The sequence below is a fragment of the Paenibacillus sp. FSL H7-0714 genome (assembly GCF_038003765.1).
Taxonomy (GTDB): domain Bacteria; phylum Bacillota; class Bacilli; order Paenibacillales; family Paenibacillaceae; genus Paenibacillus_AQ.
In genome coordinates, this window is sequence record NZ_JBBOPT010000001.1 from 4,426,446 (window position 1) to 4,440,731 (window position 14,286).

Sequence of the window (14,286 nt, forward strand, 5' to 3'; positions counted from 1 at the left end):
ACCACTCCACCAATCTAACCTATCAAGGGGCGGGTAGTATTTATTCTGCCGCAGGCGCAGCACAGAAAAAATCTCCACCCTAAAACCCTTGACAGGCTGGATTTTTGACGTGCCATTTCGCCGCCGACAACGGGGAACAGGATTTTATCCTGCCCCCGGCCTCCTCCAAAGAATAGGATAGGGTGTAAATGATTGAATCTAAATGTACAGTTTCGCTTGGATAAGATTGTACAAAACGCTTGAATAATAACAAAGAATTAAGAATCTTTGGCTCTAACTAACGCCTTCCGCTCTCGCTTCAGTTGTTGGCATATATAGAGTTGGAATGGTTTTGTTTCACAAACCATTCACTTCTATACATGTAATATTCACAGAAAACTATGTACAAGAAGCTCACTTGTACGCATATAATCCTAGAAAAGCGCTTAGCAGCTGTTTTTAAGGATTATACCAATCATTTTAGAACATTCTTACACAAGCAAATATGTACATCCTTATATCAGCATTTACAAACTATCCTCCGTTAACTTAACGAAGAAAGGAGCAGCTGCCGCGGTGGCAAACTGCTCCCAGGATCTCTAGACTAACGTGTCCCGTTAGTTCAAGAAGAATCGTAAACATTTCACTATTCCTTTACTTCGGTTAATTTCAATAAAACGCCCTTTTAACTAACCTGCCCATTAGCTTAAAGCCATTACCGCAAAGGTACCATCGACAGCAATATTACTACTCCTGTTTAATTTTTGATAATATATCATAAAAAAGACTATCGAATGGACTTGTCGATAGTCTTTTTTGGGCTATTATTTGAATGGACGCATTGTTGCAGCTATTCCTTTAGGGCATCTACATATTGCTTCGCTTCTAATAGTGACAAACCAAGCACTTCTCTCGCTTTTTTAACAGCTGCTACTTCCTTGCCGTTACGTACGAGCTGGAGAACCTCATTTTGAACAAGATGTGGGGGCAGACCTTCAGACTTGGCAATTTGGTCAACGTTTACCTGCATTGTTTTGATACGAGCTTCCATGGCACTTACTTTGTTATACACAGTTAAACATACAACTAAGGACACAAGTGATATCGTAATTGATAGGTAATCCATTTGCGACACTCCCTTCTATCTCTTCTTTTATTCTAAATGAAGATGTCTGGTTAAACAAATTTATGTCGTGTCCTATTGAACTAACCTGCCCGTTAGCTTAATAACGCAGTGTCAGTCTAATACTTATTTGCCGAGTCTAACACTTTATTTTTCAGTCTAGAACGCTATTTTCATTTGACACTTCTCTCTCACATTTAATTTTCTCGCAGTCTTCAATAATGAACTGAATCTCATCCGCTGTAAGCTTAGCTTTTTTCGAAGAAAAATCCTTTTTTAAATTGTTGTAGACTTTCTTATTATTTTTGAGCAATTTGAACTCATATCCCATACTACTAACATAAAAATGTTTTGGCTCATGACTATCAATTCCATAACCCGAAACTTTAAGTATAGTTAGATATTCTAAAGTTTTATTTTCTATGTATGCAGCAATGGACCTATGATGTCCGTCAATTAATGTACTCATAAAACCTTCATAAAAATATGCGAGCCCAGTCATGATCTCCCCATTTTTAATTTGCTCCCTATATTCATAACTCTTTCAATGTTTAAACAATCGATTCGTTGAGAAGCTAAAAGGAATTTTGGAATCACCGTGCTTGAATGGTACTTGTAAAAAACATCAGCTGACGCATTATACGTTCTCCTCTTAGTAAATAAGTTCCAAAAAAACTCTCCTTCTCCGTTAGTTGGTATCATTTCTATATAAGACATCAGGTAATAACCATTTTCTAGAATACTCAGTAGAGGTTTAACCTTTTCAAATGCAGTACTAAGGTCATTCCCTACCTGTTGTGAATCTTTAACTTCATCAATCGCTCACCAGAGTTATCCACCCCAAATTTAGTTATTAACTTTCCACTCCCATTATTTACTCGAAGTAACAAAGCATCCTTGTCCCATGAGTTAAAAATACTCGGAATGATTTCTTCGCATACGATCGAATTAGGTGCCTTAAATATCTTCTTCATAACTTCCACCCCACCCTAATATTACAAAAACTATACCCTATCTTGAATTCCCCTTATCATCAACTAACAAAAAAACCATCAGATTTCTCTGACGGTTTTGAGGTCTTACTATAAAAAACGTACAGCGTTCAAAGTAACTTATCTGCTGCTCGTTTGTCTTCCTTTAGTGAACCACTCGGACTTTGGCTTTAATGGAGGGTTAGACTTAGGTTTTGCTTTGGCAGGTTTTGATGCCGCTGGTTTTGCCCCCGCTGGTTTAGCTGTTGATGGTCTGGAAGTCGATGGTTTAGAAGATGCAGATCTCGAACCTGACGGTTTAGAAGATCTTTCTGTCTTCATTTGCGTTTTACGAGACATCGGATACGGATGATCCTTCACTTCTGGAATCGATTTTCCGATCAATTTCTCGATATCTTTAAGGAACGGAAGCTCTTCAGATTCGCAAAATGATATTGCCGTTCCGCTTAACCCAGCTCTACCCGTACGACCGATCCGGTGCACATAGGTTTCTGGAATATTCGGCAAGTTGAAGTTGATTACATGAGACAGCTCATCAATATCAATTCCTCGCGCGGCGATATCCGTAGCTACAAGAACGCGGGTTGCACCACTTTTAAAATTCCGCAATGCATTCTGACGATCATTCTGCGATTTATTGCCGTGAATGGCTTGTGCAGAAATGTTCACTTTCGCTAGATCGCGTGTAACACGGTCCGCACCACGTTTTGTACGAGTAAATACCAGAGCAGAAATGATTGATTTATCCTGTAACAAAAGATTCAATTGATTCTGCTTATTTCCATTCTCTAATAAATAGATCGATTGATCGATTCTATCCGCAGTAGATGACACGGGTGTGATTTCTACTTTCACTGGATTCACAAGCAAGGTTTTGATCAATTTGGAGATCTCAGTAGGCATCGTTGCCGAGAAGAACAGTGTTTGTTTCTTCGTTGGCATTTTAGCGATAATTCGCTTCACATCATGGATGAAGCCCATATCTAGCATGCGGTCAGCCTCATCCAAGACAAGAATTTGGACATACTGTAAGTCTACACGTTTTTGATTGATCAGGTCGATAAGTCTACCTGGAGTAGCAATTAGAATATCAGCACCTTGATTCAAGGCACGCTCTTGCACTTTCTGTGATACACCGCCAACGATGGCAGCAGAGCGGATATCTGTGAATTGGCTATACGCTTTTATGTTATCAGCAATTTGAATCGCTAGTTCTCTTGTCGGTGTTAAGATCAGCGAGCGAATGCGTCGCACATTGCTTGATTTATTGGGACTTGTTTGTTCGCTTAATAATTGAATAATAGGTACAGAAAATGCAGCTGTCTTTCCTGTTCCCGTTTGAGCACATCCAAGTAAATCTCTACCTGCTAATACAGCTGGGATCGATTGCTCCTGTATAGGTGTAGGTGATGTATAGTTTTCTTTGGTTAAAGCCTTTAAAATCGCAGGCATAATATTCAGTTCGTTAAATGTCATTGGGTCTCCTTAATTTCTAATACATATATTCTTAACATTAAATCCATTTGTCACGTCATAAACAATAATCATAACACAATTAGTCACATAATAATAGATATTCTTTATCATCACACCAATTTTCATTAAAAATCCATTTCAGGATACCAGTACAATTAATAGCTAATAAGAACTATGCAGTCCGATACCTTAGCAAAACACATCAAAATACCGAAATAGCTGCTATACAGTTCGAAAAATGTTTAAGTATGCGTATCAGCCAAATAACGTTTCCCAACACACAACAAAAAAAGCGAAGGATTTCTCCCCCGCTTCTTATCATTCGTATGAAGACTAGTCTACGATTTCAGCAGTGTCGCCATTGTTGGCACCAGCAGCATTAGCTTCGTCAGTATCAATATGCATATCAAGTTTGAAGCTGTCGGATACACGAGCAATTACGTTCTCCAATACGAGACCGCGGTCGCCACCGAGACGGACTTTAAGCAATTGCTTATCCGCAATGCCCCAAGCTTCAGCTTCAGAAGTGTGGAAGTGAATGTGACGAGCTGCGATGATAACGCCTTGTTCTAATTCAACTTCACCAGCAGGTCCTTTGAGCGTAATGCCAGGTGTTCCTTCAATATTTCCAGATTCGCGAACTGGAGCTTTCACGCCAAGTGCGAAGGAGTCAGTACGGGAAATTTCTAATTGGGAAGCCGGACGAGCAGGTCCCAAAATTCTCACCTTGTCAAATTTACCTTTGCTACCGATAACTGCTACTTGTTCATTTGCTGCAAATTGTCCTGGTTGGGAAAGTGGTTTGAACTCAGTTAATTGATATCCTGGGCCAAACAGAGCCTCCACGTGCTCTTGCGTAAGGTGAATATGTCTAGCCGACACACCTACGGGTACAGTCTTACTCATTGTAAAGTCACTCCTTGTATTTTCTCTAGTATCTGTACAAGCCATTAACCATTATACATCTTCTTACCCAAAAATAAAAAGGGCTGCATCATAACGAAGCCCCTTTTTTCGACAATTTATGTTTTTTGCACAAGATTGTCATGGTTTAGACACCTGAGAGGGCAAGTTTGCGCTTAAAAAAGAGATCGCATTCTCATACATCCAGCCTTTCACAGTATCCTCTGAATAATAACGAAGCAGCTGCTCTATAAGATCAGGGTATTTTCCCGGATGTTCCAACTTCTCTACCCAAGTATCAATGCCGTCAAAATCCGAGCCAAACATCATATGCTTCTCTCCGCCGAGACTACATACATGTTCAATGTGCTTTAGCAGATCATCCATGCGAGCCTTCCCATCATCACGTACAAACCACGGATAAAAGGTCAGGCCCATTCTTCCATCCATTGCAATCAATGCTTTAATCTGTTCATCATTTAAATTTCTAGCATGCCCACATATAGCTGCAGCATTCGAATGGGAGGCAATAAACGGACGATTGCTTAAATCGGCCAACTCCCAGAACCCCGCTTGCGACAAATGCGACACATCAAGCAGCATTCCACTTTCGTTGCACCATTCTATCAGCTTTCTCCCTTTTTCCGTAAATCCACCATTACGCTTCTCTAGCACACCATCTGCTGCCCAGTTCGCATAATTCCAAGTCACACCAAGAAACCGTACTCCAAGTTCGAAACAGAGCTGAGCATAAAACAAGTTCCCTTCTAAGCCGTCTACGCCCTCCAGAGAGAGCATTGCTTGTGGAGGTGCGCCTACTAATCGATTCCCTACTTGCTCCTTCCACTGTAACCACTGAAGCCCATCTGTGTTCACTATCTTTTGCCTAAAGAGATCAATTTGCCCTAGAACATGTTCAAAGCTTGGTTTTCCTCTGTTAGTTGAAAGATATATTGCAAAACATTGCAACTCCACTCCGCCAGAAGCCAGCCGCTCCGCAGTAACATCTAATCGAGGATCATTGTCAAAATTTATATCCGGGGAGGCTTGCATTTTGCTTAGCACATCACAATGGAAATCCGCTACTTTAAACTTATCAGCCCTCATTTTACAACCCCACTTTCTCACTGTCCCAGCCGTTCATTTCATTTCCAAATGCCTATTTCAGATACTATGCAAAAAAACGCCAGACTATAAATCAAAAGCAAAAAACCTGTTTACAAAAGTAAACAGGTTCAATCATTCTATAGGTCTATTATCTGGGTTCAACAATCAGTTTAATCGCGGTTCGATCTTCCCCATCAATCACTATATCAGTGAACGCAGGAATGCAGATCAAATCTACTCCGCTTGGTGCAACAAATCCCCGGGCAATGGCAACTGCTTTGACTGCTTGATTCAGTGCTCCAGCTCCAATAGCTTGTAATTCGGCCGATCCACGTTCACGAAGAACACCCGCTAATGCGCCGGCGACGGAATTTGGATTGGATTTAGCTGATACTTTTAATACATCCATAGTAAGTACCTCCCCTGGGAAAATAATGGTGTTCTTCCACTACTTTAGATGTTATTCGCGAGAGAAGAAATAATTCCTTCTTTTTACGGACCACGTCTTCCAAAAACGGTATTAAAGATACTCTTTTATGATATTAAAAATATCACACTTTACCCTAACTCAGCGAAACTACCCGGATTAAACCATACTCTGTTCTACGTTTAGCTCATAACCCATTCATCTTCACGTAACCGTATCTTCTCCAGACGAGTTGCCGCACCAGTATTTTCATCTAATTCTGCAAATAAACCGTGAAGCTGCCACTTGCCTTCATCGACAACAAATCGTGCTGGAAGCTGAGTTGTGAACTTATAAAGTACTGCATCTCTTTCCATACCCAGAATTCCTTCGCTTGAACCAACCATTCCCGCATCGGTCAAATACGCAGTTCCTCCTGGTAAAATCACATCATCATTTGTCTGAACATGAGTATGTGTCCCAACAACAATCGATGCGCGACCATCCATAAAATATCCCATGGCGATTTTCTCAGAGGTTACCTCTGCATGGAAATCGACTAAAATACATTTGTGATCTCTGCGAAGCTCTTCCACAATTTCTTCCCCGACACGGAAAGGACAATCGATAGCAGGTAAGAAAGTCCGGCCTTGCAAATTTACTATTGCCAGTTCTTTACCGTTCCCTTTAACGACTGTATAACCTCTTCCCGGTGTTCCTGGCGGAAAATTAGCGGGACGAATAATCCGAGCCTCATCATCGATGAACTCAAAAATATCTTTGTTGTCCCATGTGTGGTTTCCCATAGTTATACCGTGAACGCCCCAGTTAAAAAACTCATTAGCGATCGCCTTGGTGATCCCTCTACCGGCAGCAGAATTTTCACCATTAACAATAATGATATGTGGCTGATATTTACTTTTTAGTGAGGGCAACATCTCACGAAGAGCCTTTCTGCCAACATTTCCAACGATATCTCCAATAAATAGTACTTTAATGATTCTCTCCTCCTAATCTTAACCGCTATATCTAATGGATAAGACCTCATATTCAAAAGAAAAAAGGCCCCGCTTAGGGGCCAATTCTCAACAAATATAAGAAAGTATAAGTTACATCTTATCCCTTAACCTTATATTCCACCTATTTAGCGTATTCAACAGCCCGTGTCTCACGAATAACGGTAACTTTGATATGTCCTGGATAATCCAGTTCACTTTCAATCATTTTCGTAATATCGCGAGCAAGACGGAATGCCTCTGCATCGTCAATCTTCTCTGGCTGTACCATCACGCGTACCTCACGGCCCGCCTGAATAGCAAATGATTTCTCAACGCCTTCGAATGACTCTGAGATTTCTTCCAGTTTTTCTAGACGTTTAATATACGTTTCCAGTGTTTCACGGCGAGCGCCAGGTCTTGCTGCTGACAATGCATCAGCTGCACCAACCAACATAGCAATAACCGAGGTAGCTTCGCAATCTCCATGATGAGACGCGATACTGTTGATAACAACCGGATGTTCCTTATATTTCTTCGCTAGTTCAACGCCGATCTCAACATGCGATCCTTCTACTTCATGATCCAGCGCTTTGCCGATATCATGGAGCAATCCTGCACGTTTTGCAAGCACGATGTCTTCCCCAAGCTCACCGGCCATCAGTCCAGTTAAATAAGCAACCTCCATGGAGTGCTTCAATACATTTTGACCATAGCTTGTACGGAATTTCAGACGACCCAGAATCTTGATCAAATCTGGATGCAATCCGTGAACACCCACTTCGAAAGTAGCTTGTTCACCATATTCGCGAATTCGTTCGTCCACTTCTTTGCGGGATTTCTCCACCATCTCTTCAATTCGAGCGGGATGGATACGTCCATCTGCCACAAGCTTCTCAAGTGCCGTACGGGCCACTTCACGGCGGATCGGATCAAATCCCGACAAAATAACTGCTTCCGGCGTATCATCAATAATGAGGTCGATACCTGTAAGAGTTTCGAGTGCACGAATATTACGGCCTTCACGACCGATAATCCGCCCCTTCATCTCTTCATTCGGCAGGGTTACAACTGAAACTGTTGTCTCCGCTACGTGATCAGCTGCACAGCGTTGGATAGCGAGTGTGATGATTTCACGGGATTTCTTATCCGCTTCCTCTTTCGCCTGCTGTTCAATCTCTTTGATCATTTGAGCCGTTTCATGGCGAACTTCTTGCTCAACATTGCTAAGAATAATACTTCTTGCATCTTCGATGCTTAAATTGGAAATTCTCTCCAATTCAGTGACTTGGTTTTTGTAAATAACATCAATTTGCTGTTGGGTTTCATCAATTCGTTTCTCTTTGTTAGCTACTTGTTCTTCTTTTCTTTCAAGCGATTCCATTTTTTTATCCAGAGATTCTTCCTTTTGCAGCAAACGTCTCTCTTGCCGTTGGATTTCATTCCGACGTTCACGAGTTTCTTTCTCAGCTTCAGTACGGATTCTATGGACTTCGTCCTTAGCTTCCAATACTGTTTCTTTCTTCAGCGCCTCTGCGTCTTTCTTCGCGTTCTCCACGATGACTACGGCTTCTCTTTCTGCGCTTTGAATTTTAGCTTCTGCAAGGGATTTACGAATAAAATAACCGAACCCAAAGAATAATGCAGCTACAACGAGAACGATAATGACCCAGATCCATGCTTGCATCTGTTCACCTCCTCGTTGGTTCCTCTCCAAGGTATATCCCTGGGAATTGTGCAGTTGTTAAACTATCCGTTCATCACCATACAAAAAACCGGTAAATAACCGATTGCCATACTGCACATGCTGCACATGCACACTGCCCGCCTTATCCGGCGATTACATTTCATATGAGTTGTACGCGAACCGTTTTAAAAAGTCACCTTTTTGGGAAGGAAAAAGGATTCTTACTTTATGCCGATTCATGTTATATTTTATTATTTATAAAAAGACATTGTCAAGAGAGTCGATATGCGCATTAATGTCAAGAGAATCAGTGAGTCTAGTAAAATTCCTCATCTTCACCCTCATAATTGTCTTCCTCAAGTAAAGTATTGATCACTTGTCGCACCATATCACCCGAGAATCCACGCCGCATTAAGAAGGCTCCAGTCTTTCTGCGCTTATCTGTGGCTTCACCACGAATAAGATTCCATTTCTTACGACCAATCTGAAGTGCACTCTCTAGTTCTTGTTCAGGACTGACATTCTCCAGTGCTTCCGAGATCAAGGTTTTGTCGATTCCTTTCTCACGTAGCTCTTGGCGAATCCACATTTTCCCTTTTCGCTGGTTCGTAATGCGTTGCTCGGCCCATTGCTTTGCATACAAGGGGTCATCAAGAAATCTTTCCTGCTGTAGCCGTTGCACCACTTCCGCAATAATAGTCTCCCCTATTTCCTTCTGCCGTAAACGGCGAGTCATTTCCATAGCGGTACGTGGCTTCCGTTCTAGATAACGAAGTCCTTCTACATAAGCTCGTTGTCGCTCATCAGCAACAACAATTTCCTCCAAATCGGCTTTCATAAAAGAATTTCCAGTAATCATCCGATATTTAATCATGACGTCTTCGTGTACAGTCATGTTATAGGCTCCGAAATGTATGATGTAGCGGTGGTCCGACTTCTTCTGACGTTCTACCTTAGTAATTTCTAAAAGTTCTCCATCAGGAAAATCAGATAGGACCTGTACGTTCTGCTCATCCGATTCAAAATCCATATCCAGCTGTATTACCATAGTTGCTTGTCACCTCATAGCAATAAAATATCCCCACAAAGTGCGGCTTAACTTCGGTGCGTACTCAGGTACTTTGGGGGGACCCCAAATATATATGTTCTTACACTGTTAAGAAAAGACACCCTGCAACAATGAATCACAGGGCGTCCTATTCCTTAGTAAATTCTATTGTTCGATTTCGAGAAGTAGCTTTTCTTCTTCCTCTTGCTCTGCAATGATTTCCGCTTCATTTGGTGCAGCAACAATAGTGGACAGGTTACTTGCTTCACGGATCTTGTTCTCAATGATAAGTGCAATATCTTGATGTTCTTTCAAGAACTGTTTGGCATTCTCACGTCCTTGACCGAGACGCTCACCCTCATAGGAATACCATGCACCACTCTTATTCACGATGTCCATTTCAGTACCGATGTCTACAAGACTTCCTTCTCTGGAAATCCCTTCACCATACATGATATCAACATCAGCTTGTTTAAATGGAGGTGCTACCTTATTCTTCACAATCTTGATCTTGGTTCGGTTACCTACAACGTCGTTACCCATCTTAATACTTTCGACACGGCGAACATCCAACCGTACGGAAGAGTAGAATTTCAACGCCCGACCACCCGGTGTTGTCTCAGGGTTACCGAACATAACACCAATTTTCTCACGAAGCTGGTTAATAAAGATAGCAATTGTATTCGATTTACTAATGGCACCAGATAGCTTCCGAAGCGCTTGAGACATCAAACGAGCCTGTAGGCCGACGTGAGAGTCACCCATATCACCTTCGATTTCCGCTTTAGGAACCAACGCAGCTACGGAGTCAACGACAATAATGTCTACTGCACCACTACGGACAAGTGCTTCAGCAATCTCAAGTGCCTGTTCACCCGTATCTGGCTGAGATAGCAACAATTCATCAATGTTTACGCCCAAGTTACGTGCATACTTCGGATCGAGCGCATGCTCAGCATCGATAAATGCAGCTTGTCCTCCTTGTTTTTGCACTTCTGCAATAGCATGAAGAGCAACAGTCGTTTTACCGGAGGATTCAGGTCCGTATACTTCAATAATACGTCCCTTTGGAAGTCCGCCTATACCTAACGCAATATCAAGTGCCAAAGATCCGCTAGGTACAACTTCCACTTGCATATGAGTGGATTCTCCCAGTTTCATGATCGAACCTTTACCAAATTGTTTTTCTATTTGACGAAGCGCCATATCAAGCGCTGCACGACGATCTGACAATCAGACCACTTCCTTCACTGTTTATAATAATATAATAACGTGTTTTTGAGGTCTTGCCAAGCTTTTTTTCGAACATACATTCGTTTTTTTTGTCTCAAGCGTTAATTATCCCTTTTATTGTAAGCCTCCCTCCGGACATAGAAGTTAACTGATTTCTCTACTTCACCGGACATCAACGACTTATGATCAAAACCAAAACAGCGATCAAAATCTCCGCAGATATACAAAAAACCGCAGCAAAGAAATCTCAGTGCCACGGTTCTTCCGTATGTCTCAATTATAACTGGGCTAATCTCCCATTACAAGTCTGAGCCTTCAAGAGGTGTCTCCACCTTCCGTTCCTCAAGTCTGCGCCATAGACGATACAACAGAGCTTTAACAGTACGCAGTCGTATATTTTCACGTGTACCTTTAAGATTAAGCTCGTATACTTCTGTCTTACGCCCGCGTTCAGCTAAACCAATAAATACAAGTCCAACTGGCTTACGTTCAGAATAGCCTGGTCCTGCTACACCAGTTACAGATAAACCGAAATCACTATCTGCGATCATTCTCACCTGATCAGCTAACACCTCGGCAACTTCACGACTAACTGCCCCTGGAGCATCTGGCCCCTCCAAATAAGCACTTGGCACATTCAGAAGTTTTTTCTTCAGGTCGTTGGAATAACAGACGATTCCTCCCTCAAACATCGAAGCACTGCCTGGAATGTTAGTTATACTCTCCATCAGCAAGCCTCCCGTGCAACTCTCTGCCGCACTTAAAGTCAGACCTGCATCCGCCATCCAATCCACAATCAATTGCTCCAGTGGCACATCAATATTTGCATATAAATGTTCTGGCAAAATCTCTTTGATCTGTTTCTCCAGAATCTCCAGCTTCTTGTAAGCTTCATGCTCGGAAGGCGCCTTTGTCGAAATACGAACGGTTACCTCTCCCTCTTTAGCGTAAGGAGCTATGGTTGGGTCTGTCTGGCTGTGAATAAGATTAATGAGCTTATCCTCAAGCAGTGATTCTCCGATACCGGCAAATTTAAGCATTTTAGAATAAAGTGGCATTTCTGTCGTTAGAGCGTGCTGCTGAAGCCACGGTACAGCTTTATCTACGAACATCGGCTTCATCTCGCGAGGCGGACCAGGAAGCACAATATAATATTTCTTTTCATGCTCAAAAGCAATGCCAACAGCAAGACCAATCTCATTTGGCAACGGTGTAGTTCCTTCAATTATAAGTGCCTGTTTACGATTATTCTCCGTCATTACAATCTTTCGATCATCAAAGAAACGTTGTACATGATCCATTGCCAAGCGATCTATATGAAGTGTGCGACCTAAGGAAGCAGCCAGCGCGTCCTTCGTTAGATCATCTTCTGTAGGACCAATACCACCGGTAAATATGATAACATCCGCTCTGCTTTGAGCGATCTCAATGGCTTGCTGCAAGCGACTGCTGTTATCCCCAACTACGGTTTGAAAATATACATCAATCCCAATAGCAGCTAGCTCAATAGACAAAAACTGGGCATTACTATTTACGATTTGACCGAGCAAAAGCTCCGTGCCTACTGCAATAATCTCCGCTTTCATACCTGGCTTTCGCCTCCTCGTTATAATGTAGATACACTGCTTTTAGGGTTTAAAAAAGGTAATAGGTGCTTTACCTATTACCTCTCCTATATGTAGCTGCCTAAAACGCTTAAGCATTATGCAGCTGTAATAGATCCTTATTCTTCACAAAATAATCAATTCCAGAGTAAATAGTGATCAAGGCTGCAGCCCAGATGGCAATATCATCTACAGGAATGCTGACGAATTGAAATGGGAAATTATTTAACAACAGCAGTGAGATCGCTACAATTTGTACAACCGTCTTTATCTTACCCCATTTGCTGGCGGCAACCACTTTTCCCTCTAACAATGCTATCTGGCGAAGCCCGGTTACTGCGAACTCACGACTAATGATAACAATTGCGATCCATGAATCACATCTGCCCAATTCCACAAGTGAAATCAGAACTGCAGAAACTAACAGCTTGTCCGCTAACGGATCAAGGAGCTTACCGAGATTGGTGACCATATTATATTTCCTTGCTATGTAGCCGTCTATTCCATCTGTGCTCGCTGCAAGCAAAAAGATTACAGCTGCCACCAAATGATTAACAGATAGCTGAAAAGAGCCCCAATGTATCGGTTCTGGATAAAAACTGAAATCCACCAGTAAGAAAAACATCATAATCGGGATCAGGCAAATACGTGCTAGCGTGATGCGGTTGGGCAAATTCACTGAAGTTCCTCCCCTAAATCGTTCATACAAATTGCCTGAGTCAGGCTCATCTATTTCTACTTAAGCAAGTATATTATAGCTATAAATAGGTGTCAAAAAAAATACAAAGCACCCCGCATAATGGCGCTGATAAGCACTGCGGGGTACAAAATGCTATTTTAAGTTGTTGAACTGCAGGTCCAGCGGCAAATCAGCTTTACGCAAAATCTGGATAATTTGTTGTAAATCATCGCGACTCTTACCAGTTACGCGGATCTGATCTCCTTGAATCTGGCTCTTCACCTTCAATTTCGAATCACGAATCAGGATGTTAATTTTTTTTGCGTTCTCCTGATCAATCCCTTGCTTAAGACCTAAACGCTGACGAACACTACCCAGAGAAGCGGGCTCCACTTTGCCGAAATCCAAGTTTTTCAGCGTGATACCTCTCTTCACCATCTTCGATTGTAAAATATCAATAACAGCGTTTAACTTATATTCGTCCTCAGAGGCGATAATAAGTGCGTCTTTCTCCAGCTTCAGACTACTCTTGCTGTTCTTAAAGTCAAAGCGGTTGTCAATTTCTTTCTCTGTTTGGTGGATCGCATTGGTTAATTCCTGCATATCCATTTTAGATACGATATCAAATGAACTTTCTGAACTCATAACTACACGTCCTTTGTACTTTTTAGTCTGCTACTATTATAAAAGAATGATACCCTTAAGTCTAATATTGGATAATATGTACCTCACCCGACACAGAAAACAGCCCCACATAGTGGAGCTTTTCCTTCGAAATGAGTTGTGTTTCAGGTAGAAATACGTCTCCAAAGGAATATATCCTCGGAGACGCACATTCTAAATTCTCTATCTGCTTCGAAGCGGGCTTCGAAACATATCCAGAATTCCAAGCACGATATGTGCAAGACCGAACCCGAGAATTCCATAACCCCAAGCACTTGGTGTCATATAGTATCCGATAAGACTGACAATAACCCCAAGTCCAGCTACAACCCAGCTAACAATCATGAATGTACACCCCACTTTGGCTAAGAACTAGAAACAGTCTTATGTT

General features: G+C 41.9%; 15 protein-coding genes. All 15 read right to left on the minus strand.

Going from position 1 to position 14,286, the window contains the following annotated elements:
• Positions 1 to 829 precede the first annotated feature (829 nt).
• Positions 830 to 1,105: a hypothetical protein gene (locus tag NST34_RS19715; protein ID WP_341128619.1), complete on the minus strand. Its 276-nt coding sequence runs from the start codon at positions 1,103 to 1,105 to the stop codon at positions 830 to 832.
• A 151-nt stretch (positions 1,106 to 1,256) separates the two neighbouring features.
• Entirely contained in the window at positions 1,257 to 1,571 is a 315-nt protein-coding gene (locus NST34_RS19720; protein WP_341128620.1) for a hypothetical protein, read from the minus strand.
• Positions 1,572 to 1,890: 319 nt separating this feature from the next.
• Positions 1,891 to 2,076: a hypothetical protein gene (locus NST34_RS19725; RefSeq protein WP_341128621.1), complete on the minus strand. Its 186-nt coding sequence runs from the start codon at positions 2,074 to 2,076 to the stop codon at positions 1,891 to 1,893.
• A gap of 138 nt (positions 2,077 to 2,214) precedes the next feature.
• Entirely contained in the window at positions 2,215 to 3,570 is a 1,356-nt protein-coding gene (locus NST34_RS19730) for a DEAD/DEAH box helicase (RefSeq protein WP_341128622.1), read from the minus strand.
• A 333-nt stretch (positions 3,571 to 3,903) separates the two neighbouring features.
• The gene (gene pduL, locus NST34_RS19735; RefSeq protein WP_042128797.1) at positions 3,904 to 4,476 is read right to left on the minus strand and encodes a phosphate propanoyltransferase; all 573 of its coding nucleotides are present in this window, start codon (positions 4,474 to 4,476) and stop codon (positions 3,904 to 3,906) included.
• Between the two features lie 138 nt (positions 4,477 to 4,614).
• Positions 4,615 to 5,580: a dipeptidase gene (locus tag NST34_RS19740; protein WP_341128623.1), complete on the minus strand. Its 966-nt coding sequence runs from the start codon at positions 5,578 to 5,580 to the stop codon at positions 4,615 to 4,617.
• Between the two features lie 148 nt (positions 5,581 to 5,728).
• Positions 5,729 to 5,989 carry a stage V sporulation protein S gene (locus tag NST34_RS19745; protein ID WP_019910496.1) on the minus strand — a complete coding sequence of 87 codons (261 nt, stop codon included), beginning with the start codon at positions 5,987 to 5,989 and terminating at the stop codon, positions 5,729 to 5,731.
• 200 nt (positions 5,990 to 6,189) lie between these two features.
• Complete coding sequence (locus NST34_RS19750) at positions 6,190 to 6,984, minus strand: TIGR00282 family metallophosphoesterase (protein ID WP_042189389.1); 795 nt, start codon at positions 6,982 to 6,984, stop codon at positions 6,190 to 6,192.
• Between the two features lie 142 nt (positions 6,985 to 7,126).
• Positions 7,127 to 8,668 carry a ribonuclease Y gene (rny, locus tag NST34_RS19755; RefSeq protein ID WP_042128807.1) on the minus strand — a complete coding sequence of 514 codons (1,542 nt, stop codon included), beginning with the start codon at positions 8,666 to 8,668 and terminating at the stop codon, positions 7,127 to 7,129.
• Between the two features lie 316 nt (positions 8,669 to 8,984).
• The gene (locus tag NST34_RS19760; RefSeq protein WP_341128624.1) at positions 8,985 to 9,716 is read right to left on the minus strand and encodes a regulatory protein RecX; all 732 of its coding nucleotides are present in this window, start codon (positions 9,714 to 9,716) and stop codon (positions 8,985 to 8,987) included.
• A gap of 165 nt (positions 9,717 to 9,881) precedes the next feature.
• The gene (recA, locus tag NST34_RS19765; RefSeq protein WP_042128809.1) at positions 9,882 to 10,949 is read right to left on the minus strand and encodes a recombinase RecA; all 1,068 of its coding nucleotides are present in this window, start codon (positions 10,947 to 10,949) and stop codon (positions 9,882 to 9,884) included.
• Positions 10,950 to 11,248: 299 nt separating this feature from the next.
• Entirely contained in the window at positions 11,249 to 12,535 is a 1,287-nt protein-coding gene (locus NST34_RS19770) for a competence/damage-inducible protein A (RefSeq protein WP_341128625.1), read from the minus strand.
• A 109-nt stretch (positions 12,536 to 12,644) separates the two neighbouring features.
• Complete coding sequence (pgsA, locus tag NST34_RS19775) at positions 12,645 to 13,232, minus strand: CDP-diacylglycerol--glycerol-3-phosphate 3-phosphatidyltransferase (RefSeq protein WP_036688397.1); 588 nt, start codon at positions 13,230 to 13,232, stop codon at positions 12,645 to 12,647.
• Between the two features lie 153 nt (positions 13,233 to 13,385).
• The gene (locus tag NST34_RS19780) at positions 13,386 to 13,877 is read right to left on the minus strand and encodes a YajQ family cyclic di-GMP-binding protein (protein ID WP_042128814.1); all 492 of its coding nucleotides are present in this window, start codon (positions 13,875 to 13,877) and stop codon (positions 13,386 to 13,388) included.
• A 201-nt stretch (positions 13,878 to 14,078) separates the two neighbouring features.
• Entirely contained in the window at positions 14,079 to 14,240 is a 162-nt protein-coding gene (locus NST34_RS19785; RefSeq protein ID WP_179085813.1) for a hypothetical protein, read from the minus strand.
• Positions 14,241 to 14,286: the final 46 nt, after the last annotated feature.

Coding starts and splice junctions, on each gene's coding strand:
- NST34_RS19715 (WP_341128619.1), bottom strand. CDS start 1,105: ATGGATTACCTATCAATTACGATATCACTTGTGTCCTTAGTTGTATGT.
- NST34_RS19720 (WP_341128620.1), bottom strand. CDS start 1,571: ATGAGTACATTAATTGACGGACATCATAGGTCCATTGCTGCATACATA.
- NST34_RS19725 (WP_341128621.1), bottom strand. CDS start 2,076: ATGAAGAAGATATTTAAGGCACCTAATTCGATCGTATGCGAAGAAATC.
- NST34_RS19730 (WP_341128622.1), bottom strand. CDS start 3,570: ATGACATTTAACGAACTGAATATTATGCCTGCGATTTTAAAGGCTTTA.
- pduL (WP_042128797.1), bottom strand. CDS start 4,476: ATGAGTAAGACTGTACCCGTAGGTGTGTCGGCTAGACATATTCACCTT.
- NST34_RS19740 (WP_341128623.1), bottom strand. CDS start 5,580: ATGAGGGCTGATAAGTTTAAAGTAGCGGATTTCCATTGTGATGTGCTA.
- NST34_RS19745 (WP_019910496.1), bottom strand. CDS start 5,989: ATGGATGTATTAAAAGTATCAGCTAAATCCAATCCAAATTCCGTCGCC.
- rny (WP_042128807.1), bottom strand. CDS start 8,668: ATGCAAGCATGGATCTGGGTCATTATCGTTCTCGTTGTAGCTGCATTA.
- NST34_RS19760 (WP_341128624.1), bottom strand. CDS start 9,716: ATGGTAATACAGCTGGATATGGATTTTGAATCGGATGAGCAGAACGTA.
- NST34_RS19770 (WP_341128625.1), bottom strand. CDS start 12,535: ATGAAAGCGGAGATTATTGCAGTAGGCACGGAGCTTTTGCTCGGTCAA.
- NST34_RS19780 (WP_042128814.1), bottom strand. CDS start 13,877: ATGAGTTCAGAAAGTTCATTTGATATCGTATCTAAAATGGATATGCAG.
- NST34_RS19785 (WP_179085813.1), bottom strand. CDS start 14,240: ATGATTGTTAGCTGGGTTGTAGCTGGACTTGGGGTTATTGTCAGTCTT.